Annotated in this window: 28 protein-coding genes; 7 read left to right on the plus strand and 21 right to left on the minus strand. The window is 72.0% G+C overall.

From position 1 onward, the window contains the following. Window positions 1-7: 7 nt before the first annotated feature. Window positions 8-811, plus strand: a complete 804-nt coding sequence (locus tag OG948_RS09930; protein WP_406295554.1) for an SAM-dependent methyltransferase — start codon at window positions 8-10, stop codon at window positions 809-811. On the opposite strand, the gene OG948_RS09935 is transcribed toward OG948_RS09930, so the two are convergent. The 7 genes from OG948_RS09935 to OG948_RS09965 form a co-directional block, all read right to left on the minus strand. Further along, window positions 781-1,218, minus strand: coding sequence for a nuclear transport factor 2 family protein (locus tag OG948_RS09935; RefSeq protein ID WP_406295555.1), 438 nt, complete (start codon window positions 1,216-1,218; stop codon window positions 781-783). The genes OG948_RS09930 and OG948_RS09935 overlap by 31 nt on opposite strands. Window positions 1,219-1,255: 37 nt before the next feature. Beyond that, on the minus strand, window positions 1,256-2,533 hold the full coding sequence (locus tag OG948_RS09940; RefSeq protein WP_406295557.1) for an MFS transporter: 1,278 nt from the start codon (window positions 2,531-2,533) through the stop codon (window positions 1,256-1,258). Between the two features lie 63 nt (window positions 2,534-2,596). Continuing rightward, window positions 2,597-3,331, minus strand: coding sequence for a hypothetical protein (locus OG948_RS09945; protein ID WP_406295558.1), 735 nt, complete (start codon window positions 3,329-3,331; stop codon window positions 2,597-2,599). 147 nt (window positions 3,332-3,478) lie between these two features. Next, window positions 3,479-4,645 carry a hypothetical protein gene (locus OG948_RS09950; protein ID WP_406295560.1) on the minus strand — a complete coding sequence of 389 codons (1,167 nt, stop codon included), beginning with the start codon at window positions 4,643-4,645 and terminating at the stop codon, window positions 3,479-3,481. Window positions 4,646-4,737: 92 nt separating this feature from the next. Further along, window positions 4,738-5,247, minus strand: a complete 510-nt coding sequence (locus OG948_RS09955; protein ID WP_406295562.1) for a SigE family RNA polymerase sigma factor — start codon at window positions 5,245-5,247, stop codon at window positions 4,738-4,740. Window positions 5,248-5,313: 66 nt separating this feature from the next. Further along, a complete protein-coding gene (locus OG948_RS09960) occupies window positions 5,314-6,939 on the minus strand; it encodes a protein kinase domain-containing protein (protein ID WP_406295564.1) in 1,626 nt (541 codons plus the stop codon). Then, a complete protein-coding gene (locus tag OG948_RS09965) occupies window positions 6,936-7,553 on the minus strand; it encodes a hypothetical protein (protein ID WP_406295565.1) in 618 nt (205 codons plus the stop codon). Before OG948_RS09965 ends, OG948_RS09960 begins: the two co-directional genes overlap by 4 nt. Before the next feature lie 319 nt (window positions 7,554-7,872). On the opposite strand from OG948_RS09965, the gene OG948_RS09970 reads away from it, so the two are divergent. After that, window positions 7,873-8,676, plus strand: a complete 804-nt coding sequence (locus OG948_RS09970) for an SURF1 family protein (protein WP_406295567.1) — start codon at window positions 7,873-7,875, stop codon at window positions 8,674-8,676. 30 nt (window positions 8,677-8,706) lie between these two features. Here OG948_RS09970 and OG948_RS09975 read toward each other — a convergent pair whose 3' ends face one another. Next, entirely contained in the window at window positions 8,707-9,465 is a 759-nt protein-coding gene (locus OG948_RS09975; protein WP_406295569.1) for an SIR2 family NAD-dependent protein deacylase, read from the minus strand. An 80-nt stretch (window positions 9,466-9,545) separates the two neighbouring features. Here OG948_RS09975 and OG948_RS09980 point away from each other — a divergent pair, with 80 nt between their 5' ends. Next, window positions 9,546-10,310, plus strand: a complete 765-nt coding sequence (locus tag OG948_RS09980; RefSeq protein WP_406295570.1) for an SDR family oxidoreductase — start codon at window positions 9,546-9,548, stop codon at window positions 10,308-10,310. A gap of 183 nt (window positions 10,311-10,493) precedes the next feature. On the opposite strand, the gene OG948_RS09985 is transcribed toward OG948_RS09980, so the two are convergent. The 6 genes from OG948_RS09985 to OG948_RS10010 form a co-directional block, all read right to left on the minus strand. After that, entirely contained in the window at window positions 10,494-11,126 is a 633-nt protein-coding gene (locus tag OG948_RS09985; protein ID WP_406295571.1) for a hypothetical protein, read from the minus strand. Between the two features lie 7 nt (window positions 11,127-11,133). Next, the gene (locus OG948_RS09990) at window positions 11,134-11,760 is read right to left on the minus strand and encodes a DUF6286 domain-containing protein (RefSeq protein WP_406295572.1); all 627 of its coding nucleotides are present in this window, start codon (window positions 11,758-11,760) and stop codon (window positions 11,134-11,136) included. Then, on the minus strand, window positions 11,757-12,113 hold the full coding sequence (locus OG948_RS09995) for an Asp23/Gls24 family envelope stress response protein (RefSeq protein ID WP_406295573.1): 357 nt from the start codon (window positions 12,111-12,113) through the stop codon (window positions 11,757-11,759). Before OG948_RS09995 ends, OG948_RS09990 begins: the two co-directional genes overlap by 4 nt. Then, window positions 12,113-12,295 carry a hypothetical protein gene (locus tag OG948_RS10000; protein ID WP_078977717.1) on the minus strand — a complete coding sequence of 61 codons (183 nt, stop codon included), beginning with the start codon at window positions 12,293-12,295 and terminating at the stop codon, window positions 12,113-12,115. Before OG948_RS10000 ends, OG948_RS09995 begins: the two co-directional genes overlap by 1 nt. 112 nt (window positions 12,296-12,407) lie before the next feature. Continuing rightward, window positions 12,408-12,686: a hypothetical protein gene (locus OG948_RS10005; RefSeq protein ID WP_360305301.1), complete on the minus strand. Its 279-nt coding sequence runs from the start codon at window positions 12,684-12,686 to the stop codon at window positions 12,408-12,410. After that, window positions 12,683-13,174, minus strand: coding sequence for an Asp23/Gls24 family envelope stress response protein (locus OG948_RS10010; protein ID WP_406295575.1), 492 nt, complete (start codon window positions 13,172-13,174; stop codon window positions 12,683-12,685). The genes OG948_RS10005 and OG948_RS10010 overlap by 4 nt, the downstream gene beginning before the upstream one ends. A gap of 279 nt (window positions 13,175-13,453) precedes the next feature. Here OG948_RS10010 and OG948_RS10015 point away from each other — a divergent pair, with 279 nt between their 5' ends. The 3 genes from OG948_RS10015 to OG948_RS10025 are packed head-to-tail and all read left to right on the plus strand — an operon-like array spanning window position 13,454 to window position 15,032. Beyond that, entirely contained in the window at window positions 13,454-14,008 is a 555-nt protein-coding gene (locus tag OG948_RS10015) for an RNA polymerase sigma factor (protein ID WP_406295577.1), read from the plus strand. Next, complete coding sequence (locus OG948_RS10020; RefSeq protein ID WP_406295578.1) at window positions 13,999-14,691, plus strand: Asp23/Gls24 family envelope stress response protein; 693 nt, start codon at window positions 13,999-14,001, stop codon at window positions 14,689-14,691. Before OG948_RS10015 ends, OG948_RS10020 begins: the two co-directional genes overlap by 10 nt. Beyond that, window positions 14,688-15,032 carry an Asp23/Gls24 family envelope stress response protein gene (locus tag OG948_RS10025; protein ID WP_406295580.1) on the plus strand — a complete coding sequence of 115 codons (345 nt, stop codon included), beginning with the start codon at window positions 14,688-14,690 and terminating at the stop codon, window positions 15,030-15,032. Before OG948_RS10020 ends, OG948_RS10025 begins: the two co-directional genes overlap by 4 nt. Window positions 15,033-15,155: 123 nt before the next feature. On the opposite strand, the gene OG948_RS10030 is transcribed toward OG948_RS10025, so the two are convergent. From OG948_RS10030 to OG948_RS10050, 5 genes are all read right to left on the minus strand, one after another. Then, entirely contained in the window at window positions 15,156-16,385 is a 1,230-nt protein-coding gene (locus tag OG948_RS10030; protein WP_395862642.1) for an FAD-dependent monooxygenase, read from the minus strand. A 67-nt stretch (window positions 16,386-16,452) separates the two neighbouring features. Further along, window positions 16,453-18,342: an ABC transporter ATP-binding protein gene (locus OG948_RS10035; RefSeq protein ID WP_406295582.1), complete on the minus strand. Its 1,890-nt coding sequence runs from the start codon at window positions 18,340-18,342 to the stop codon at window positions 16,453-16,455. A gap of 165 nt (window positions 18,343-18,507) precedes the next feature. Next, window positions 18,508-19,257 (minus strand): enoyl-CoA hydratase/isomerase family protein, encoded by a 750-nt coding sequence (locus OG948_RS10040; RefSeq protein ID WP_406300219.1) that lies wholly within the window; start codon window positions 19,255-19,257, stop codon window positions 18,508-18,510. A gap of 226 nt (window positions 19,258-19,483) precedes the next feature. Continuing rightward, a complete protein-coding gene (locus tag OG948_RS10045; RefSeq protein ID WP_020553538.1) occupies window positions 19,484-19,717 on the minus strand; it encodes a helix-turn-helix domain-containing protein in 234 nt (77 codons plus the stop codon). A gap of 408 nt (window positions 19,718-20,125) precedes the next feature. Then, window positions 20,126-21,724 carry an ABC-F family ATP-binding cassette domain-containing protein gene (locus tag OG948_RS10050; protein ID WP_406295584.1) on the minus strand — a complete coding sequence of 533 codons (1,599 nt, stop codon included), beginning with the start codon at window positions 21,722-21,724 and terminating at the stop codon, window positions 20,126-20,128. Window positions 21,725-21,988: 264 nt separating this feature from the next. On the opposite strand from OG948_RS10050, the gene OG948_RS10055 reads away from it, so the two are divergent. Continuing rightward, window positions 21,989-22,486 (plus strand): neutral zinc metallopeptidase, encoded by a 498-nt coding sequence (locus OG948_RS10055; RefSeq protein WP_406295585.1) that lies wholly within the window; start codon window positions 21,989-21,991, stop codon window positions 22,484-22,486. Between the two features lie 119 nt (window positions 22,487-22,605). On the opposite strand, the gene OG948_RS10060 is transcribed toward OG948_RS10055, so the two are convergent. Beyond that, complete coding sequence (locus OG948_RS10060; RefSeq protein ID WP_406295586.1) at window positions 22,606-23,124, minus strand: hypothetical protein; 519 nt, start codon at window positions 23,122-23,124, stop codon at window positions 22,606-22,608. 223 nt (window positions 23,125-23,347) lie between these two features. Then, a complete protein-coding gene (locus OG948_RS10065; RefSeq protein ID WP_406295588.1) occupies window positions 23,348-23,836 on the minus strand; it encodes an ATP-binding protein in 489 nt (162 codons plus the stop codon). Window positions 23,837-24,057 lie beyond the last annotated feature (221 nt).

Genomic DNA, 24,057 nt, shown 5'->3' on the forward strand with positions numbered 1-24,057 from the left:
CCGATCCATGACTCGACCGGACTGGGCTCCAGAGCACATCGACATCACCCGCGCCAGCGTGGCCCGCGTCTACGACTACGCGCTCGGCGGCGCGCACAACTTCGCGGTCGACCGCGAGGCGGCCGAACTGGTCACCCAGGCGATGCCCGAGCTGCGCGACGTGCTGCGCGGGAACCGGGTGTTCCTCACCCGCGCCGTACACCACCTGCTGGACCTGGGCATCCGGCAGTTCCTGGACCTGGGCTCGGGCATCCCGACGGTGGGCAACGTGCACGAGATCGCACACAAGGCCGACCCGGACGCGCGCGTGGTGTACGTGGACAACGACCCGGTCGCGGTCGCGCACAGCCAGGCCCTGCTCGCCGACAACCCGAACGCGACCGTGGTGGGGGCCGACCTGACCGATCCGGCCAAGGTGATCGACTCCCCCGAGGTGCGCAAGCTGATCGACTTCTCCCAGCCGGTCGGCGTACTGATCGTGTCGGTGCTGCACTTCCTCCCGGACGAGGCGGACCCCATCGGCGTGGTGCGTCAGTACATGGACGCGACCGTGCCCGGCAGCCACCTCGCGCTCTCGCACGCGCACCGCAGCGAGGAGCGCCCCGCCGGGATGGACCGCGCGCTCAGCGAGTACTCCTCCAACGTGCAAAAGATGCACGCCCGTTCGCACGACGAGATCCTGGCCGTCTTCGGCGGCCTGGAGCTGCTGCCCGCGCGGCTGGTCCCGGTGGACGTGTGGAGCGCGGGCGGCGCGCTCGGCGAGCCCGCGGTGAAGCTGCCTCAGTTGGCGGGCGTCGCGGTCAAGGCCTGAGCGGCCGGCACCGGGTTGTAGAACTCGCGCTGGCCGACCACCAGACCGTCCCGGAAGGCCAGCACCGCGATGTAGGTGTTGGCGTAGGCGCGGTCGGTGGGCCTGGCCCGCCCCTCGCCGGTGAACTCGACGATCACGGTGTCCGGGTCCACGCAGTCGTGGACCCGGGTCACCGTCAGGCGCAGTTCGAAGACGCCGAGCGCGATCGCCAGATAGGCGTCCACCGCGTCCCTGCCCTCGATCCGCACCGGCGGCGCGGCGTACGGGAACTCCAGGACGACGTCGGGGTGGTAGCAGGCCACCTGCGCGCCGCGGTCGCCCGCGCCCACCGCCGCCAACAGCCGCTCGGCGATCCGGACGTGATGTGCGCGCCGCGCCCGGGCCTGTTCGGGAACACCTGAGTCCATGGCCGCAGCCTGGCCCAAAACGGTTGTCGAGGGAAGATCACGCGGTGGCCGGTTGTCCCTCCCACGCCCGCACCGCGCGGGTCTCCGGCAGCGCGGAGAAGCACGCCACGCTCAGCGCGGCGGCGGCCGCGAGATAGGCCGCGACGCTCCACGGGGTGCCGTCGCCCCGGGCCAGTTCGGTGGCCACGATCGGGGTCAGCGCACCGCCGAGCACGCCGCCCAGGTTGTACGCGGTGGACGCGCCGGTGCACCGCACGCGCGGCTCGAACAACTCGGACAGATAGGCCCCGACCACCGAGAACATCGCGATGAAGGCGACCAGGGTGCCCAGGCACGCGAGCGTCATCCACACCGGCTCGCCGGTGGCCAGCAGCCCCAGCATCGGGAACGCCCACAGGCCCATCGCCGCGCAGCCCGCCACGCACAGCGGCTTGCGCCCGTACCGGTCGCCGAGCAGCGCGAACAACGGGGTGGCCAGGGCCTTGCCGACCACCGCGATCATGATGCACGCCAGCATCGTGGTGCGCCCGACCCCCAGCCTGCTGGTGGCGTAGTGCAGGGACCACGTGGTGGTCAGGTAGAAGCCCACGTAGCCGCAGGTCAGAGCGCCGGCGATGAGCAGGATCAGCCGCCACTGGTCACGCACCACCTCGCGGAACGGGCTCGCCGAGAGTTCGTTCGCGACGGCCAGTTCGCGAAACGCGGGGGTCTCCTCGATCGAGGCGCGCAACATCAGTCCGACTCCCGCGAGCACGCCCGCGAACAGGAACGGCACCCGCCAGCCCCAGGAGTGGAACTGGGCGTCGGTCAGCGCCCCGGACAGGGTCAGCATGATGCCGTTGGCGAGCAGGAACCCGATCGCCGGCCCGGCCTGCGGGAAGCTGCCCCACAACGCGCGACGGCCCGGCGGCGCGTGTTCGGCCGCCAGCAGCACCGCGCCGCCCCATTCGCCGCCGACCCCGAGCCCCTGACAAAAACGCAGCAGCACCAGCAGGATCGGCGCGGCCAGGCCGATCCGGTCGTAGGTGGGCAGCAGTCCAACGAGCACGGTGGCGACGCCGGTCAGCAGCAGCGAGACGACCAGGACCGGCCGGCGCCCGCGTCGGTCGCCCAACCGGCCGAAGAGCACCGAGCCCAGCGGCCGCGAGACGAACCCGACCGCGTAGGTGGCGAACGCCGCGAGAGTGCCCGCGATCGGCGAGAACCCGGGAAAGAACAGCGGGCCCAGCACCAGGGCCGCGGCCGTGCCGTAGACGAAGAAATCGTAGAACTCGATCGACGTGCCGGCGAAGGACGCCGCTGCGATCCGGACCATGGAGACATTTCGTGTCACACCCGGCCCAACGATCGGGTCGAGGTGTGGTCACCCGTGCGGGCGTCACCCGTCCGGGGCGGTCTGTCGCGCCTTCCCGTGCGTCTCGGGTCGGCCGGGAGTACGCGCCTCCCCCAGATCGGCCAGCCACGGCGCACCCGCGTCGTCGCCCACATGGCCCAGCGCCCAGGCCGGGTTCCGGCACATCGCGGTCTGCACGATCTGGGTACCCGGCAACGTCACCGGCCAGCACAGCAGATGACCCGCCAGCCACCAGAACTTGCCCAGCACCGCGACCGAGAGGTCGTCCTCACCGGGCGGCCGGTCCCGGTACTCGTGCCGGTACCAGGTGCGCACCACCTGCGACCAGGTCTGCTCGCCGATCACCGTGCCGTCCCGATCGCGCAGCGGCCCGTTGCGAAACGACACGTCGCGCGCGATCCGGTGGGTCACCCGCAGGCCCAGCGCGCGCCGCACCGGAGTGAGCACGATGGTCACCCCGCCGCACACCGACCAGGTCACCATCGACGGCCACAAGCCGAACACCAGGAACAACACCGCGCCCGCCGCGCCCAGCGGCAGGCCGACCGCGCGCGCCGCGACCGGCTCCGCGTACACCTTCAGCGGTGTGATCGGCACCCGGAAGACGGTGTCGGGCGTGGTGGCGTAGCGCGACTCGTCGAAGTCGAGCGCGCGCGCCCGGCGATACGTCCGGGTCTGGAACCACGGCAGGGTCAGGGACAACACCGCGCCTGCGACACCCAACACAAACCAGGGCAGGGACACCTCGGGCAGTTCCATCGCCACGTCACCCCTTAGCGCGTCGATGTCTCAACGGTCGCCCATCGCGGCCCCCGACGGAAGAGCACAGCCGCCACAAGTGGCAGAAAATGTGCGCCTTCGCCCACCTCGACACCCGCCGCGGCCGTCACACCCGGATCCTCCGGATCATCCGCTCCAGCGCGGGGACGCCGCCATCGTCTTCAACTGCTCGATGGAGAGCAACGGTTCGGGCAGCGGAGCCGAGTCCGCGCCTCGGCCCTCGCGCACCTCCAGAGAGAGCGCGAGACCGCCCGGGCGGATGACCAGGAGCGAACGCGACTCGACCCGGCCGTCGTTCGCGAGCACCTGATGGGTCACTCCGGGCGTTCCGTCCGCCAGCGTCACGTTCACACAGAAGTCCTCCTTCGTGCCGACCGGGCAAGGCGTCACAGCGGGGTCCCGGGTCGAGCGCAGCCGCACGGTCAGGTCCGACATCGCCCCGTGGAGTCCGCCCAGGACGAAGTTGCCCACGGTCGTCTTCGCCGCGCTCTGGATCCGGATCTCCTTGGGCAGCAGGGCCGACACCGGCTCGAACGCCGCGGGAGCCGGGTCGGACGAGTCGACCCCCACCACGGTCCACACCGGGCTGTGCGCGATGGCGGTCAGTTCCTCGGGCCCCAGGGCCTGGTGCATTCCCTTCGGTTTGTCCACCAGCTCGCCGGCCCGGACCTGGACGCCGTCCGGCCGCGTGTACACCACGGTGTAGGACTGCCGTTCGGCCCCCGGCGTCCAGAACCCGGAAATCTCGAGCACGCCCCCGTCCGGCTCCACCGTGCGCACACACCGGAGTCTCGAACTGTCTTCCGGCGGGCAATGCGGGCTCTGCGACAGGTCCTCGACCGAACCGAACAGCGGACGGGAGAGTTCCACCTCCAGCCCCGTGGAGCCGTTGGCTCCGGTGTAGGTGCCGGTGATCCGGGGTCGGCCCGGCCCCGGGCCCTCGTGGTCCGGTTCGAAGCGGCCGGTACGACCACCGTCCGGCAGCGCCGCGCGCACGTACGGGACCAATTCCCTGCCGACGGGAAGTCTCGCCATCCCCTCCAGCCGCCTCGCGGCGGGGCCCGAATCGGCGCTCGACCCGGCGAACACCCCGTCGAGCAAGCCCAGTCCGCCGCTTCCGCCGAGCACCAGTACGGCGGCCACCGCCGCGCCCACCGCCACCCGCGCCCGGCGCTGCCGCCTGCCGCGCCGGATCCCGCGCTCGATCAGATCGGGGCTGGGCCCGCGAAACTCGGCGACGGCCGAACGCATCGCGCCCGGCAGATCCCGCTCGAACCTGTCGTCGGCGCCCACGCTGATCAGATCCCTTCCGTCGATGCGAGGCGATTCGGGCAACGGCGCCGCCCGGCCCCCGGGCGATCGCGGCGGCCGGCCCCCGCCGCCGGTCAACATGCCATGCCCAGGTCGACCAGTTCCGCGCCGAGCATCGCGCGCAGCCGGTCCAACGCCCGCTTGGACCGCACCCGGACCGCCCCGGGCTTGATCCGCAGGACGTCCGCGGTCTCCTCGACCGACCGGTCCTCCCAATAGCGCAGCACCAGCACCACGCGATCGGCGGGCGAGAGTCGGGCCAGGCCCTGAAGCAGGGTCAGGCGCAGTTCGATGTCCTCACCGGGGGCCGGTGGCGGCTCCGGCAGCGCGTCGCTGGGGCGTTCCGAGGAACGCCTGAGCCGACGCACGGACAAGAAGGTGCGCACCAGGGTGGTGTGCGCGTACGCGACCGGCGACTCCATCTCCCGGACGCGCCGCCAGCCCCGGTAGAGCTTGCCCAGCGTCTCCTGGACCAGATCCTCGGCCGTGTGCCAGTCGCCGGTGAGCAGACAGGCCGTGCGCAGCAGTTGGCCGCTGCGGGCCCGCGCGAACTCGTCGAAGCTCGCGCCCCCGTTCCCGCTCATGGTGCCTCCGCGCCTCGGTGTCGTGCGAATAACGCGTCGACCCGCGAAGCGCGTTACACCCCCGCGTCACCGACGCCGGTAGCCGGTCGCGCCGTGGATGCGGCCCAGGTGTTGGCGCAGTGTGGACACCCGGGGATGTTGTGGGCCCAGCCGGTGCTCCTGTTCGGCCAGCAGCGGCACCAGCACGCTCTCGGACCGATACGGGTCGCCGAGCGCGGCGAGCAGCAGCCCGATCCGCTCGCGCAGGTCGAAGCCCTGGTAGACGTCGGCCTCCGGGATCCGCCGGTGCAGGTCGAGCAATCGCCGGTACTCGCCGAGCGCGGCGGGCAGTTCGCCCAGTTCCTCCAGGCACGCGGCGACCTGCCGGCCGTATTCCATCGCCTCCGCGTCGGTCGGCCCGCCGGACGCCGCGAACACGCCCGCGATGTACTGCAACTCGGGCAGCGCGCGCCGGAACTGACGGTCCGCCAGCAATGTGTCGGCGAGCGCCTGACGCAACCCCAGGACGAGCGGGTCACGTTCGCCGTGCCGGGCGATGGCCACCGGCAGGGCGGCGCCGAGCACGTCCACGGCCTGGGTCAACGCACCCTCGCCGAGCAGCCGGTTGGCCTCGTCGAGCGCGCTGCGCACGTCCAACGTGGGCGGCGCGGCGGAGGGCACCGCGGCCCAGTCCGGATCGGTGCGCGGCACGTGTGCCGAGGGGCCCGCGCTCATCGCCCACGGCGGCGTGGGCGGGGCCGGCACCGACGCCCGCACCGGGCCGGGCACCCCCGGCAGCGGCTGCGGCGCGGCCGGGAAACGCAGCGGGCGGGTCGGGTCCATCGGCGCGGTCGGCGCGAGCGCGTCGCCGCGGCTCGCGGGCAGCAGCGGAACGAGCCGCCGGTAGACCTCCTGCGCGTTCGCGGGCCGCTGGTCGGGCTGCTTGCCCAGCAGGTCCAGCACGAGCCGTTCCAGCGCGGCGGGGATGTCCGGGCGGTGCGCGCCCAACGGCTCGGGCGTCGTGCTGAGGTGCCCGAGCATCACCGAGGCCATCGTCGGCCCGGCGAACGGCGCCCGCCCGGCCAGCATCTCGTACAACAGGCAACCGAGCGCGTACAGGTCGGTGCGCGGCTCGACGATGCCGTTCATCTGCTCGGGCGCCATGTACGCGGGCGAGCCGGGCATCGCGCCGGTCGTGGTGAGCTTGGTCGACTCCGGGTCGAGCACCGCGGCCACGCCCAGGTCGAGCACCTTGACCGTGCCGTCGCGCCGGACCATCACGTTGCGCGGCTTGAGGTCGCGGTGCACCACCGGCACCGCGTGCACGGCGGCCAGCACCGAGCAGATCTGCGCGGCCACCGCGACCGCCCACTCCCACGGCACCGGCCGGTTCTCCGCGATCAGGTCGGCCAGGTCGCAACCGTCCAGGAGTTGCATCACCAGATACAGGTCGCCCTCGTCGGTGCCGCCGTCGAACACGGTGACCAGGCCCGGGTGATCGATGCCCGCGGTGACCCGGCACTCGCGCAGGAAGCGCCGTTCCATCGCGCCGCGGCCGCCGCCCCCCTCGACCAGGTCGGTGCGCAGCAACTTGACCGCGACCCGGCGCTGGAGGGTCTGGTCGTACGCCTTCCAGACCTGGCCCATGCCGCCGCGGCCGATCGCCGCGGACAGTTCGTAGCGGCCCGCGATCACCCGTCCGGGAGCGCTCATCGGGGTCCTCCGGGATTGCCGCCGTCCTGCTCGCGCAGCCGCTCGCTGAGCCCTTGCAGCCGGGCCCGGGCGCGCGCGGCGGGATCGTCGACCGGCACCGGCCCGGCGACGGGCGGCGGGGCGACCGGTCCGCGCGGGGCACCGGGCCCGACCGGCGGGCCGGGCACCAGGTAGCCCGGCGGGGCCGGGGGGTAGGCCATCGGGTGCGGTCCTACGGGCGCCTGCGGCCACGGCGCGTACCCGGCCGGCCCGTAAGCGCGCATCGCCCGGGCCCAGCGGGCGGATCCCACGCACCACCAGACCGGCACCGCGACCATCAGCACCAGCAGCATGACGGTGCCCACGTCGTCCAGGACGGTCTGCGGTTCGGGCGCGCCCAGCGCCTCGCGCGCGGCCTGCTCGTCGCTCGACTCGCTGCCCACGACCAGGAACACGAAGGCGAGGACCACGCTCACCGAGGTGACCGCCAGGACCACCCAGTCCCAGGGCTTGCGGGTGCGAACTCCCGCCACGAGCGGGGGGATCCACGCCAGCAGCCCGATCGAGAGGAAGGCGACCGCGGCGAGGCCGACGAGCCCGAACCAGTGTCCGGCGGTACCGCGTCTACCGGGCACCGGATCACGCGACGGACCTTGCATGCTGTGTGACTCCCGAGGCTGTGGGACTCCCGAGGCCGGACGACTCCCCAGCGGGGCGAGCCGATGCCGCGTCCGCACCCGGTCTGCCGGGAGTCGCGGGCGATGGGCCGGGAGACGGCGTGCCGGAAGCCTATCGGCGGGACCGACCGGCCGGCTGCCGACCTGGACAAGCGCCCACCCACCGACCGTTCGCCGACCGGTTCGGGTCCGGGGCCGGGCGCGCCGCGGCGCCGCGAACGCCGACACCGCGCACCCGGCGGGACACACCGGGCGCGGCGAGGGGTACCGTGCTCGGGTGTACCGCTTCCTGCTGACCCCGCGCTGGATCGCGATGGCGCTGCTCGTCCTCGTGCTGGTCCCGATCATGGTCGAGCTCGGTTTCTGGCAGTTCCACCGGCACGAGAACAAGGTCGCGCACAACGACCTGATCAGTGCCAACAGCAAGCGCGAGCCGGTGCCCGCGCAGGAGATCCTCGCGGTGGGCCGGAAGCTGCCCGGCGACCTCCAGTGGCGTCGGGTCACGGTGACCGGCACCTACGACACCGAGCACGAGATGCTCGCGCGCAACCGGTCGCAGAACAACGTGCCCGGCTTCTACGTGGTCACCCCGCTGATCACCGCCGACGGCCGGGCGCTGCTGGTGGACCGGGGCTGGGTGAAGAACCCGCCCACCGCCGCCGAGCGCCCCGAGGTGCCGCCGGCGCCGGCGGGGCAGGTCACGGTGACCGGTCGGCTGCGCCCGGACGAGACCCGCAAGGACTCCGGCATCCGCGACCTCGAGGTGCCCCAGGGCCAGGTGATGCGGATCTCCTCGTTCGAACCGGCCGCGAAGTTGCCGCACCCGATCCTCGGCGGCTACGTCGAACTCACCGAACAGACCCCGATGCCCGCGAAGGCACCGGCGCTGATCCCCGAGCCGGACGACGAGGACCTGGGCCCGCACCTGGCCTACGCGGTGCAGTGGTGGATCTTCGCGTTCGCGCTGCTGGCGATGCTCGTCAAGCTGGTCCGCAGCGAGGCCAAGGAATTGGAGGCCGAGTTGGCCGCGCTGGACGAGGCCGCCCCGGCGCCCGCGCCCGAGGAAGCGGCCAAGGTCTGAGGGTCCCGGCCGGGCCGGCCGGGACCGCGCTCACAACCCCGCGACCAGCTCCGGCAGCACCTCGCCGATCGGCTCGCGGATCACCGCGTCGGCGACCCGGTCGTAGGGTGTCTCCCCGGCGTTGACGATCACCAGCTTGGCCCCCGCCTCCTGCGCCACCCGGCACAACGACGCGGCGGGCTCGACCTGGAGCGAGGTGCCGATGGCCAGGAACACGTCGCCGATCTGCGCGGCGATCGCGGCCCGCTCCAGCACGCCGTGGTCGAGCCCCTGCCCGAACATGATCGTCGCGGTCTTCTGGATCCCGCCGCAGTGTAGGCAGCGCGGGTCGTCCTCACCCATCGCCACCCGCTCCAGCGCCGCGTCGAGCGTGGTGCGCGTGTCGCAGTCGGTGCACAACACGTAGAACATCGTGCCGTGCAGCTCGATGATCTTCTCCGCGCCGGTTCCCGCCCGCAGGTGCAGCCCGTCCACGTTCTGGGTGATCAACGCGTTGAGCCGACCGGCCCGCTCCAGCGCGACCAGCGCGGTGTGTCCCGCGTTCGGCCCGGCCAGCCGCGCGGGGTTGTCCCGGCGCAGCAACCACGAGCGGCGGCGGATGTCCTCGTCGCCCATGTAGTAGCCGTAGGTGACCAGCTTCTCCGCGTCCGGGTCCTTGGTCCACACGCCCTGCGGGCCCCGGTAGTCGGGGATCCCGGAGTCGGTGGAGATGCCTGCCCCGGTGAGCACGGTGACCCCGTCCTCGGCCGCCCGGATCCACTCCCGCACCACGTCGATCTGCTCGGTCATGCCACCGAGGGTAGCGACCGGCCGAGCTGACGACCTGTCAATTACCGCGCGTCGGGGCCGGCACGAGGCAGGATGGTGGCATGGATCTTGGACTGCGCGATCGCGTGTATCTGGTCACCGGCGGCACCCGCGGCCTCGGCTTCGCCACCGCCCGCGCGCTGGTGGACGACGGCGCCCGGGTGGTGGTCACCGGGCGGGACGAAAAACGCGCGACGGAGGCCGTCGCCGCGCTCGGCGGGCCCGAACAGGCGTTGGGGATCGCCGCCGACAACGGCGACAGCGGCACCGCCGAGCGGCTGGTCGCGGCGGCGCTGGCCCGCTTCGAGCGGCTGGACGGCGCGTTGGTGAGCGTCGGTGGCCCGCCTCCGGGCGCGATCACCGCGATCGAGGACGACCAGTGGCGGGACGCGTTCGAGTCGGTGTTCCTGGGCGCGGTCCGGATGGCCCGGGCGACCGCCTCGGCGCTGGGCACCGGCGGCGGATCGATCGGCTTCGTGCTGTCCTCGTCGGTGCGCCAACCGATCCCCGGCCTCGGCGTCTCCAACGGCCTGCGGCCGGGCCTGGCGATGGTGGCCAAAACCCTGGCCGACGAGCTGGGCCCGCGCGGCATCCGGGTGTTCGGACTGCTCCCCGGCCGGATCGACACCGACCGGGTGCGCGAACTGGACGATCTCAGCGGCGACGCGGAGGCGACCAGGGCCGCGCACACCGGGAGCATCCCGCTGGCCCGCTACGGCACCCCGGAGGAGTTCGGCCGGGTGGCCGCCTTCACGCTGTCCCCGGCCGCGTCCTACCTGAGCGGCCTGATGATCCCGGTCGACGGCGGCCTGGCCCGCTCGTTGTGACACCGGCGCGGCTCGGGGCCCGACACCGGTGTGGCCCGAAACCCCACGCGAGTGGAGCCGGGGCCTGACCCGGGTGGCACTCGGAGTCCGACAAGAGTGGCGTCCGGGACATCACCCGGGCCCGACACACGGATGGGGCCCGGGACACGTCCCGGGCCCCATCGCCGTCCATCCCCGCGCCGCTCACTCCAGGTGCCGCTTGGGCAATCCCCGGCTGGTCCGCAGGGTCATCATCGTGGGCAGCGTGTCCAGGCCCACCGCCTCGCGCGCGTTGGGCAACACCCGATCGCGCACCGCGCTCAGCACCGTGCGCGGCTCGGCGCCGGGTTCGGCCCGGACCATGACCCGCAGCGTCGGACCGTGCCGGCGGCGGATCAGATGCGCCGAGACGTGCTCGATGCCGTCCACGTACGACAGGTCGTCCTCGATCGCGTCGGCGAGCGCGTGGCCGGTCACCGTCAGCGTGTCCGCCTCGTCGCCGACCATGCCGAAGCCGGTGCCCAGACCGGACGGGCCGTCGCCGGCCCCGTCCGTGGTGTCCTGCACCCGCAGCGAACGCACCGCCCGCCGGCCGAACTGCGCGAGCAGCCACCACAACGCGAGCACCAGGATCAGCCCCGGCGCGCCGAAGGCGACCCACCACCACCAGCCGTGGTCGGTGAGCCGCTCGGCCTGACTCGTGGTGACGAACGGCTTGTCCGCGGTGCGCAGCAGGTCGGGATACCAACCCCGGCCCCGGGCGGCGACGGCGAGCCCACCGCCGATCAGGCCCAGACCGACGAGGAACAACAGGATCCGGTTGCAGACCGTACGCATGCTCGCCTCACCTCCCGCTCACGGGCTGAAGGCGCAGATCCACCCGGGGCACCCGGGCCAACGTGAGCGCGTTCGCGCGTTGCTCCAGTCGTTCCATCAACTCGTCGTGCAGGTCGTCCGGGTCGCGGAAGTGGTAGTCCACCCGCAACACCGCCTTGCGCCGACCCATCCGCACCCGCGCGTCCAGGACGCCCGAGGACGCCAGCGCGGTGTGCCGCAGGAACGAGGCGGCGGTGCGCCGGGTCATGTACACGGTCATCGCGTCGCCCGGCGAGCGCAGTCGCAGCAGGCTGCGTCGCCCCGGGGTGACCGCGAGCACGATCAGCCACAGGCCCAGCACCGCGGCGATCAGCCCGGCGGCGATGGTCGCGTTGTCGCGCCACACGTGCGTCTGGGCGCGCTCCAGGAGTTCGCGCGACCAGCGCGGGGCCCGGTCGATCCGGGCCGTGATGCCGATGTACAGCGCGGTGCCCGCGACGCCGCCCACGAGCAGCGCGACCAGCCCGGCCGGGAAGCCGCGCGTCGACCAGGCCCGGCGCACCTTCGCACCATCGCCCCAGTCGTCGATCGCACCCGCCGACGTCTCGGCCGGCGAGGCACCGGAAGGCGCCTCCGGCGAGGCCTCCAGGCTCACTCCACTCTCCTCTTGCCGTGCCCCCCACGGGTCAACCGGCCGACCGTGACGTCCACCCGCACCACCGGCATCCCGGTCAGGTACTCCACGTCGGCGCGCACCCGCCGGCGAATCGTCCGGGCGATCTCGACCACGGGCCCGGGGTAGGGCACGTCCACGTCGAGGGTCACCGTCGCGTGGTCGTGGTGCATGGTGGCGCCCGCGCGCGGCGCGCGCAGCACGGTGTCCGGCGCGGCCTCGACGGTGGCCTCGCGTGCCGCGCGGGCGGCGATCTTCTCCACCACGCGCCCACCGATCTGCAGTACTCCGCGGTGCGCGGCCGGCGCCAGGCCCTCCGCCGGTACCGCGCGCATCAGCGCCGCCGGTTGCGCGAGCTGAACAGCTCGCCGAGGTCCAGGTCGCCGTCCAGGAAACGACCGACCAGGAAGCCGACCACCCCGAGCGCGGCGACCAGGAGAAAGGCCCCGAACCCGCCGAGCGCGGCGGCCAGGCCGAGGGCCATGCCGACCAACAGGCCGACCATGGGTGTAGTCATTGGCGAACGACTCCTCACTGAACCGACCATCGGTTGTTGTCGACCCTGTCGGGTCGGGTACCGAGGAACCGTGCGGATCCTTCGCGGATTCCACCGGTCCTCGCCCCGCCCGCTACTCGACGCGCGGGTTGTTGCGCCGTCGATGCCGCTCCGCCAACTGGCGCCAGAGCCGGCCCGGCAGTCGGCCGCGGCGGTAGACCGTGGTCTCCGCCGCGGCCCCCGAGCGAACCGGCGCCGGTGGCCCGGCCGCGTCGATCAGCGCTCTGAACCGCTCCAGCCCGGCGACGAATTCCTCCGGGTCACCGCCACGATCGGGATGACTCGCGCGGATGAATTCCCGGTATTCGCGCAGCAGTTGGCGCCGCGCGTCGTCGCCGGGCCCGACCGTCACTGAAGCTGGCGCTCCTTGGAGTCGTCTCCGTCGTACTCGATGTGGATGTCGTCCACCGCGATGTTGACCTCGACCACCTCGAGCGCGGTCATGCGCTCGACGGAGTCGATCACATTCTCTCGGACGGCTTGCGCCAATTCGGCGATGGGCACGCCGTAATCCACGACGATGTTGAGATCCACCGCACACTGCCGCTCGCCCACCTCGACGCTGACACCCTGCGCCACGTTGGGCTTGCCCCCCGGAATGCGCTGACGCACCGCGCCGAACGCCCGGGCCGCGCCCCCGCCGAGCGCGTACACGCCCGGGATCTCGCGGGCGGCGATGCCCGCGATCTTGGCGACCACACCGTCCGCGATGGACGTGCGGCCCTTGTCCGTGGCCAGCTTGACGACCTCGGTCGAACGAGCCCCGCTCGCCGGCGAGCGCTCCTCGTCCTTCTCGAGCGCCTGCGTGCCGGTCTTGCCCTGGGTCGTTGTGTCCGCCATCGGCGCACTTCCTTCCTCGACTGCCCGAACCATGCGACCGGAACCCCACTCGGTCCCGCCTGACATCGGTGCCCCTTGCCGGGTCCACCACACCTGTACGACACACACACCGGGCGAACGTCACGCGTCGATCGGCGAATGTTTCGCCGAATCCGACGCTATCGGGCCGGACGCATACCGGCGCGGACCCGCACCCGCGCCCCGCCGTCGGGGTGGCGGTTCTCGTGTTGCGACCCCGGGCGCAGTACCGTCGCCGGGTTGGGACGAGGAGGGAAGCCGATGGCCGACGAGGCCGAGCTCGACGAGGGCACCCTGGTGGTGCGGGCTCAAGAGGGCGACGCCGAGGCATTCGAGGTGCTGATGCGTCGGCACGGTCGATCCCTGTACACGCTCGCGCTGCGCATCCTGGGACGACCCACGGACGCGGAGGACGCGGTCCAGGAGGCGTTCATCAGCGCGTGGCGCCGACTGCCCGGGTTCCGCGCCGAGTCGTCGTTCCTGACCTGGATGTATCGCATCGTCACCAACCGCGCGTTGAACATCGCCCGGACCAGACGGCCCACCGTCGGCCTGGACCAGGTACCCGACCGGGCGATACAGCAGATGGCGGACAATCCGGAGCGACGGGCGGAGGGGTCGGCGGCACTCAAGGCGCTTCAGGAGGCGATGACCACGCTCACCGAGGAGCAGCGGGCCTGCTGGGTTCTGCGCGAGTTGCACGGGCAGAGCTACGACGAGATCGCGGCGGCCGTGGGGATCGGGGCGAACGCGGTCCGGGGCAGGATCTTCCGAGCACGACAGACCCTGGCGGAGGCGATGCGGCCGTGGACGTGACGAACGAGGCGGGCGACGCGCCCGACGCGCTGCGGCTGCCGTCCGCGGCGGAACTGCTCGCGACGACCCGGCACGCCCCGGCGGGGGCGACCGACTCGGCCGACGCCGACCCGGATCGGGAGCTGTTGCCGTGCGGGCGCGAGCCCGAGGGGGTGCTCGAACACGTCGCCGAGGGCGGGCTGGACGAGCACGAGCGCTCGTGTCCGGAATGCCAGGCGGTGCTGCGCGACCACTCGGTGCTCGATCAGGTCACCCGCGAGTGGGCCGAGTTGCCGGTCCCGGTGCCGGACGACCTGGGCGCGCGGGTGATGCGGCTGGTCCGGGCCGAGTTGCACACCGGTCGGCTGCTGCCGCTGGGCGAGCCGGACGAGCAGTTGACGCTCACCGAGACCGCCGCGGCGCGTACGCTGCGCACGGCGGTGGACGCCGAGCCCGGCGTACAGGCCCGCAGTTGCCGGATCCGGCCGTACGAGAACCGGGCGGGCGCGGCGGTGCCGGGTCCGGTCACCGTGCGGCTGTCGGTCGGCGTGCCGTACGGCGAGCCGATCCACGCGCTGGCCGAACGACTGCGCGAGCGGGTGCGCCGGGCCGCGAGCGAACGACTGGGGTTGGAAGTGGCGAAGGTGGACGTGGACGTGGTCGGCCTGGAACCGGCCGCCGGGAATCGGGAGGCGAGCCGATGAGGCAGCCCGCGACGCGCACCTCGCGCGAGATGTCCGTCCTGGCCCGGACCACCGCGGGCGGCGCGGCGCTGACCGTGCCGGGCGTGGTGGACCTGCAACCGGGACTGCTCGACGCGGTCGCCCAGGTCTCCGGCGGCCTGATCCCGGGCCGGGTCCCGGGGGTGACCACGCGCGTGCTCGACGGAGTGCTGCACGTGGACGTGCAGTTCCGCGCGGCGGCGGACCGCCGGGTCCTGGACGTGGCGCGCGAGGTGCGCGCGGCGGTCACCGAAGCGGTGCGGCAGCGGACCGGGCACAAGCACGTGGTGGTACACATCCTGGTCACCGACGCGGGATCCTGAGCACGGTAGCCCTGAACCCGGTCCTCTCGAGCCCCGTCGTCGTGAGCCCGGTCCTCCCGAGCGTCGTCACCGCGGGCCCCGTCGTCCCGAGCCCCGTTCGCGCCCCGCGCGTCCGACGCGCGGTCAGACCCGCGCGAGGCTGTACGAGGGCCGCTCGTTCAGGGCCGCCGCGTCGTGCCCGGGCAGGTGGCCGTAGGCGCCGATGATGCCGCCGATCTCCTCGGTGGCGGTCAGCGGCCCGCTCGCGTCGGCGGCCCGCGGCACCCGGCCGTGGCCGATCAGTTGCAGCCACTTGTTCAGCGGCAGCCGGGCCCGCTCGTACATCTCCAGGGCCTCGGTCGGATCCTGGTACGAGGCCAGCGAGCGGGCCAGCACACGCGCGTCGACGATCGACTCGGACGCGCCGCCGAGCACGTAGGGGTACATCGGGTGGGCCGCGTCACCGAGCAGCGTGACCCGGCCGAACGACCACTGGTCCAGCGGCGGTCGGGTCACCAGCGGATAACCGGAGGCCTCGGTCGGCGTCTTGACCATCGCGCCGACGTCGGCGCCGGCGATGCTCCAGCCGCGGAACACCCGGGTGAGCCGGCGCAGGTCCGCCGGCCCGTTCCACCCGGTGTCGCCGAGTTCGCCGGCCGACTGCCGATCGGGCAGTTCGGCGAGCCAGTTGGTGAGCGTGGTCCCGTCCCGCGGATCGATCGGCTTGATCGGGTGCGCCATGAAGCGCGCCTCGCCGTGCGCGGTCATGATCATCGTGTGCCCGTCGGCGAACGGCGCGCAGCGGGTGGTGCCGCGCATCAGGATGCGCGGCTGGGCCACCGGCGAGCCCTCGTCCGGCAACAGCGTCGCGCGCGTCGCCGAGTTGATCCCGTCCGCGCCGATCAGCACGTCGGCCCGCTCCCGCCAGGGCCGCCCTTCGCCGTCGACGAAGTAGCCGGTGACCCCGTCGTCGTCCTGGTCGAACCCGGTCAGCCGGGACCCGGTGCGCACCGCCGGGCGGCCGAGCCGCTGGTAGACCGCGCGCAGCAGGGCCACCTGCAACTCGCCACGATGCACGGACAGATGCGGCCACAGGAAGCCCGCCCGCTGCCCGCGCGGTTCGAGCACCACACGCTTGGCCGCCCGGTCGGGATAGGCCACCCCGGACAGCGGCACGCCCAGGTTGGCGATCGGATGGTAGAGGTCGAGTTCGGCGAGTTCGCGCACCGCGTGGGGCAGGAGGCTGATACCGAGCCCGAGGGGCCGGATTCTCAGTGCCGCGTCGACCACCGTCACCTCGGTGATGCCCGCGTCGTACAGGCTCAGTGCCACAGCCAGTCCACCTATGCCGCCGCCGGCGACGAGAACACGCACGTAAAAGCCCCTCTTGCCAACCATTTGGAATATCACCACACTACCCGCCGCCTCGGGCTGTGGTCGGTCAACTCGCGAGGGCCCGGTCTTGTTCCTGGTCCCGGAACTGACGGTGGTACAGGTCCGCGTACAGTCCGTCCCGGACGAGCAACTCGGCGTGTGTGCCCCGCTCCACGATGCCGCCGCCGTCCACCACCAGGATCAGGTCGGCGTCGCGCACGGTGGACAGCCGGTGGGCGATCACCAGCGCGGTACGACCTTCCAGAGCCGAGGCCAACGCGTGCTGCACGGCCGCCTCGGACTCGGAGTCCAGGTGCGCGGTCGCCTCGTCGAGCACCACCACACGCGGTGACTTGAGCAACAGTCGGGCGATCGCCAGGCGTTGCTTCTCGCCGCCGGACAACCGGTGTCCGCGCTCGCCGACCACCGTGTCCAGTCGGTCCGGCAGCTCGGCCACCTGCTCGCCGATGTTCGCCGCGCGCAACGCGGCCCACAACTCGTCCTCGCTCGCGTCCGGCTTGGCGTAGAGCAGGTTGCCGCGGATCGTGTCGTGGAACATGTGCGAGTCCTGGGTGACCACGCCGACGGTGTCCCGCAACGACGCGAGCGTGACATCGCGCACATCGTGGCCGCCGATCCGCACCGAGCCCTCGGTGGCGTCGTAGAGCCGGCCGACCAGTGAGGTGATCGTGGTCTTGCCCGCGCCCGAGGGGCCCACCAGGGCCACCACCTGACCGGGCTCGGCCCGGAACGACACGTCGCGCAACACCGGCTCGGAGCGCCGCCGATCGAGCACCGCGACGCTCTCCAGCGAGGCCAGCGAGACCTCGTCCGCGCCGGGGTAGGCGAAGCCGACCGCGTCGAACTCGACCGTCGCCGCGTCCGCCGGCAGCGGCTTGGCGTCCGGCTTGTCGGCGATCATCGCGGGCAGGTCGAACACCTCGAAGACCCGCTCGAAGCTGACCAGCGCGGTCATCACGTCCACCCGCACGTTCGCCAGCGCGGTCAGCGGCCCGTACAGCCGGCCGAGCAACACGGTGAGCGCGACCAGCGTGCCCACGGTCAGTTGCCCGTCCACCGCCAGGTGCCCGCCGATCAGGTACACCAGCGCGGTCGCCAGCGAGGCGACCAGGGTCAGCGCGGTGGCGAACACCCGGTTCACCAGGGCGATTCGGATGCCGATGTCGCGCACCCGGGCGGCCCGCCCGGAGAACAGCGCGTCCTCCTCCTCGGGCCGGCCGAAGATCTTGGCCAGCATCGCGCCGGACACGTTGAACCGCTCGGTCATCACGGTCGACATCTCCGCGTCGAGCTGCATCTGCTCGCGCGTCATGGCCTGCAACCGACGACCGATCCATTTGGCCGGCAACAGGAACAGCGGCAGCAGGACCAGCGAGATCAGGGTGATCTGCCAGGCCAGGTAGAACATCGTGCCGGCCACCAGGACCAGGCTGACCAGGTTGGACACCACTCCGGCCAGGGTCGAGGTGAACGCGCGCTGCGCGGACAGCACATCGTTGTTCAGGCGCGAGATCAGCGCGCCGGTCTGGGTCCGGGTGAAGAACGCGATCGGCTGCCGCTGCACGTGCGCGAACACCTGGCTGCGCAGTTCGTAGATCGAGCCCTCGCCGATCCGCGCCGAGTACCACCGTTCGGCCAGGCCGAACCCGGCGGCGAGCAGCGCGATGCCCGCCACCACCATCGCGAGCACGGTCACCAGGTGACCGTTCCCCTCGAGCACCCCGTCGTCGACGATCCGCTGCGCGAGCAGCGGCGGCACGACGGTCAGCACCGCGCCGATCACGACCAGGATCAGATACACGGTGATCTGCCGTGCGAAAGGTCTCGCGAACTCGCCCACCCGCCGCACCGTGCCGGGCGCGAGCTTGCGCTCGACCACCGACGCGTCGCGGGTGTAGGAGCGCAGGTTCATTCCCATCGGGCCGCCGCCACTCATCACGCCTCGCTCCCGTACATATCGAATGATGAAACGAAATCCTGAGTCAACCTCAGCACTTCGTTGTACAGGAACACCGGCGCGGGCCCGCTTACTCCCCGGGAGTCCCGGGCCCGACACGGCTTCGCCGGCCGCCGGCGGCGGCCGGATGTGACGTGGGTCTCGCTACTCGCCGGTGCCCGCGAGGTCGCGCAGGCGGCGGGCCTGGGCGGCGCGTTCGGCGGCGCGCTGTTCGTCGTAGCTACGCCCCGCGGCACCCGCGAGCAGGGCCTTCGTCTCGATCACCGCATCGCGCGGCGCGGCCAGGAGCGCGGCCAGCAGGTCGCGCGCGGCGCCGTCGAGTTCCTCGCGCGGTACCGCGAGCGTGGCCATCCCCATCGACACGGCCTCCTGGGCACTCACCCAGCGGCCCGTGACGCAGATCTCCAGGGCACGGGCATAGCCCACGAGGTCGGTCAACGGCTTGGTCCCGGCCAGGTCCGGGACCAGACCGAGCGCGGTCTCGCGCATCGAGAACCGCGCGTCGTCGGCGCACACCCGCAGATCGCACGCCAACGCCAACTGGAACCCGGCGCCGACGGCGTGCCCCTGCACCGCGGCGACGGTGAGCAGGTCGGGGCGGCGCCACCACGTGAACGCCTCCTGGAACGAGGCGATGGTCGCGTCGAGTTCGTCGTCGCTCGCCCCGGCCAGCGAGACGAGATCCGACTCCCCCGAAATGCCCCCGCCGCCCGGGAACATCCGCCGATCCAGGCCCGCGGAGAAGGAGGCGCCCTCCGCGCGCAACAACACGGCTCGGACGTCACCGGGCAGGTCGCGACCGACGGCGGCGAGCGCGCGCCAGAGCGCGGGAGTCTGCGCGTTGCGCCGATCGGGATTGGTGAGGGTCACCACCGCGAACGAACCTTCGATCACGACCGAAAGATCCTGCCGTGCGGCGACGTCGGCACCGCCGACCTCACCGCCGTTGCCGTCCGTACCGCCATTGCCATTCGTACTGTCGAGCTGATTCGCCACCACGTCCACGGTCCCTCCCGTGTTCGGGTCGCTTCCGTCGAACGACCACGCGCCCGACGTTACCGGTCGGTCACATGGTCGTTCGACGGACGGTACGGTGATGCGGATCCTCCGGAGCTCGACCTCAGGCCGAGGACGACGCGGCGGTCTTGGCCTTGCCCCGCGTTGCCCCACCCCTGCCTCGGAGGGTCACCCCGGATTCGCTGAGCATCCGGTGCACGAAGCCGTAGGAACGGCCCGTCTCCTCCGCGAGGGCGCGGATGCTGGCACCGGAGTCGTACTTCTTCTTGAGGTCAGCCGCGAGCTGCTCGCGCGCGGCACCGGTCACCCGGCTGCCCTTCTTCAGAGTCTCGGCCACACGTGCCTCCTCATAGGAAGTGCGCTCTGGAATCCCATGATCACCCCTGGGGCATGGCATGGCCAGTGATTCCACCAGGCCCGATGGCTTGATCATCGCGGCGCGTGGCCCGTTGCACACAAAGATCACCCGAGCGGAATCACGCCTTCCTGTGCCGAATGCTTGACCGAATCCTGTGTCCGCCGACAAAGGCGCTGGTCACCCATGAGATTCGGGACCTTGCTCTGTGTCGCCGTCGAGCCTGGTGACCGGCATCACGTACGGACCGGAAGGATGGCTTCCCCTTGTGAGGATTTCGTGGTGAAAACCGGTCGGGGGGACGAAAGCGATCACCCCGTCGGGTTGCCGAGGACGGCGACCCGACGGGGTGTCGGTGGTTCGGGTTCCCGGGCGCGTGCGCCCGAACGATCAGGCGAGCGCGACCAGGTCGGCGTAGTCCTCGTTCCACAGGTCCTCGACGCCGTCCGGCAGCAGGATGATCCGCTCCGGCTGGAGCGCCTCGACCGCGCCCTCGTCGTGCGTGACGAGCACGACCGCGCCCTCGTAGGTGCGCAGCGCGTCCAGCACTTCGGCGCGGCTGGCCGGGTCGAGGTTGTTGGTCGGCTCGTCCAGCAGCAGCACGTTCGCCTTGGAGACCACCAGCGTCGCCAGCGCGAGCCGGGTCTTCTCACCGCCGGAGAGCACCCCGGCCGGCTTGTCCACATCGTCGCCGGAGAACAGGAACGAACCGAGCACCTTGCGCACCTCGACCAGGTCGAGGTCGGGCGAGGACGAGCGCATGTTCTCCAGCACCGTGCGCTCCGGGTCGAGCGTCTCGTGCTCCTGCGCGTAGTAACCGAGTTGCAGCCCGTGGCCGGGCTCGATCTTGCCGGTGTCCGGGTCCTCGACCCCGCCGAGCAGGCGCAGCAGCGTGGTCTTGCCCGCGCCGTTGAGGCCCAGGATGACCACGCGCGAGCCCTTGTCGATGGCCAGGTCGACGTCGGTGAAGATCTCCAGCGAGCCGTACGACTTGGACAGGCCGGTCGCCATCAGCGGGGTCTTCCCGCACGGAGCCGGCTTGGGGAAGCGCAGCTTGGCCACCTTGTCCGACTTACGCTCGCTCTCCAGTCCGGACAGCAGCTTCTCGGCACGACGGGCCATGTTCTGCGCGGCCACCGTCTTGGTCGCCTTGGCCCGCATCTTGTCGGCCTGCGTGAAGAGTTGGTCGGCCTTCTTCTCCGCGTTGGCCCGCTCGCGCTTGCGGCGCCGCTCGTCGGTCTCACGCTGGAGCTTGTAGGCGTTCCAGCCGACGTTGTAGATGTCGATGGTGGTGCGGTTGGCGTCCAGGTAGAACACCTTGTTGACGCACGCCTCCATCAGGCCGACATCGTGACTGATCACGATGAAGCCGCCCTTGTAGGTCTTGAGGAAATCGCGCAGCCACCCGATCGAGTCGGCGTCGAGGTGGTTGGTGGGCTCGTCCAGGAGCAGCGTGTCGGCGTCCGAGAAGAGGATCCGGGCCAGTTCGACCCGGCGGCGCTGGCCGCCGGAGAGGGTGTGCAGTTCCTGACCCAGGATCCGGTCCGGCAGACCCAGGCTGGCCGCGATGGTGGCCGCCTCGGCCTCGGCCGCGTAGCCGCCCTTGGTCAGGAACTCGGTCTCCAGGCGGGAGTACCTGCGCATCGCCTTCGCGGCGGTCTCACCGCTCGCGCTGGCCATCAGACCCTCGGCCTCGCGCATGCCGGAGAGCGCCACGTCCAGCCCGCGCGCGGACAGGATCCGGTCCCGGGCGAGCACGTCCAGGTCACCGGTGCGCGGGTCCTGCGGGAGGTAGCCGACCTCGCCGGTACGGGTGATGGTGCCGGACGCGGGCTGGGTCTCCCCGGCCAGCGTCTTGGTCAGCGTGGTCTTGCCGGCGCCGTTGCGGCCGACCAGGCCGATCCGGTCGCCGGCCGCGACCCGGAAGGAGGCCGGCTCCAGCAGGATGCGGGCGCCGGCGCGTAGTTCGACGTTGGTTGCGTTGATCATGAAGGACTGGACTCCCGGTCGGGGACTGACGAAGACGGACGGTCGCGCGGGGCTCGCGGGGAAGCCGCACCGCTCTAAGGCCGCTCGCGGGGATATCCAGAGAAACCGACCATGCCCACGAGTCTACGGGAGGGCTCGCACCGGATTCCCGGGCGTCCCACGGCCACGAAGGGGACGCCGGCGATAAAAACCCGGAAAAGGGATATCCGTCACCCGACATCTTTCGTCTGGCCCTGTTCCCCCCAGCCCGCAGGCGGTGCCGTGATGCAGTTCGACGACGACGCGGATCTCGACACGTCGCAGATCGAGGACCGTCGCGGCTCGGGCGGCGGCGGCCTGCGCCGGCCGGGACTCGCGGTGGGCGGCGGGGCGGCGGGCCTGATCGCGGTGGTGCTCGGCCTGATCGTCGGCCTGAGCCCCGACCAGCTCGGGCTGAGCGACGACGGCGGAGGCGACCCGGTACCGGCGGACAACCGGGCACTACAGGACTCGTGCCGCAAGGGCACCGACGCCAACGCGCGCGACGACTGCCGGATCGTGGGCGTGGTCAACAGCGTGCAGGCGTATTGGACGGACGAGTACCGGCGCCGGGGCGCGACCTACAAGCCGGCGCCGACCCAATTCTTCACCGGCGGCACCTCGACCGCGTGCGGCGGGGCGACCTCGGCGGTGGGCCCCACCCGAGCACACACACCCCAACCAACCCGCGACACCACCCAGCCCGGCCGGCGCTTGAGGCCACCCAGCCCGTGCGGCGCTTGAGCACACTCAGCCCGGCCGGCGCTTGAGGCCAACCCAACGGAGCCACCACCCAACGCCGGCCGAACACCAAAACAGCCCGGCCGGCGTTTGAGGCCAACTCGCCACCACAAGGCCCGAGTTCAGCCAACCGCGACCCGCGCCCGATCCACGATGTCCTCCGCATCGGCAACAGCCGAAAGATGCCGCGCCAACCGAGACCGGACCTCGCGCCCCCCACCATCGGCAACAACCAGCGAGACCCACGCCGCCGAAGCCTCCAGCGCCGCCCGCGCACTGGCCGCCGCAGCCGCGAGGTACGGAAGCACGTCCTCGTCCCCGCCATCGCGGACCGTACCCGCCAGCCCGATCAGATCCGCCGCCAACGCCGCGATGCGCAAAGGCACTTCCGCCTCGCCCACGGCAACGGAATCCACCCCGGCCGCATGGCCCACCCGCATCGCCCGCTCCCGCATCCGCCCCGCCTCGGCCCGCGCCGCCCGCATCGTCTCCTCGGCGTCGGTCGTGTGCAGCGCCAGCGCGGCCGCCCGCTCGATCAGCGCCGCGGCCTGCGCGGCCTGGAGCGCGGCGGCGGCCCCTCGTACCGCGACGTCGGGACTGGCCAGTCGGTCGAGGTGTTCCCCGATGGTCTGTTCGCGCAACGGACCCTCCTTGCACAGCGTGGACAAACAGTCGAACCGTCCCTGCCAGAGTGCACGCCGAGATCCAATTACGCCATTTTTCCGCCGTGTTGGTTTAAACCCGCCCCAACTCCGATCACCAACCGCACACACCCGCACACCGCACGCGCCCGCCCCCGCCCACGAAGCCCCGCGGACCAAACCCCACGCACCCCGCGCGCCCCACGCGCTTCCGCGCCCGAGTTCACTGCACGGTCTTCACGTCGCACCAGACAACCTTCCCGTCCGGCACGGGATAGCTCCCCCACTCCTCCGCCATCGCGTCCACGAGCAACAACCCGCGCCCGTGCTCGTCGAGCAGATCCACCGCGTCCCCGGGCTCGGGGAGCGCCGGGTCGTGGTCCACGACCGCGATCCGAATCGAGTTCTCCCGACGCAGAATCGCCACCGCGACCGTATGACCCCGCACCGAGTGCTTGACCGCGTTGGTCACCAGTTCCGACAGCAGCAGTTCCAGGGTGTCCACGGGCGCGTCCGGAACCCGTTCCCCCAGCACCCGCCGCAGCGCGTGACGCGCCCGAGGCACCGCCTCCACCGTGGCCGTCAACCTCAGTGACAGGAGCAGTGGGCCGGCCGAAGACTCCCCGGATCGCGGCGATGATGCGGTTTCGCCCACGTCTCCCCCTGTATCCCCGGTATCCCCTGGTGGCGCGAATGAGGCTGCCGGAGGCATCGGCGACCTTTGTCCAAACTAGCCGCCCTTGTCTCCACTGTTGGTGAGATCGACTTCTTTACCCCCGGTGAAACGTGGCGCGGGCCGGCGATGGACGTGCGACCGGCGCTCGATCGGCGCGCACGATCGATACGAGCGCCGTCGGGCGCCCGGGGCGCGGTTCCCGGCCCGCGTCGCGGGGTAGCGATCTGCGACGACAACGCTCCGAGCAGCACGTCGAG

Source organism: Embleya sp. NBC_00888, assembly GCF_045207655.1.
Taxonomy (GTDB): domain Bacteria; phylum Actinomycetota; class Actinomycetes; order Streptomycetales; family Streptomycetaceae; genus Embleya.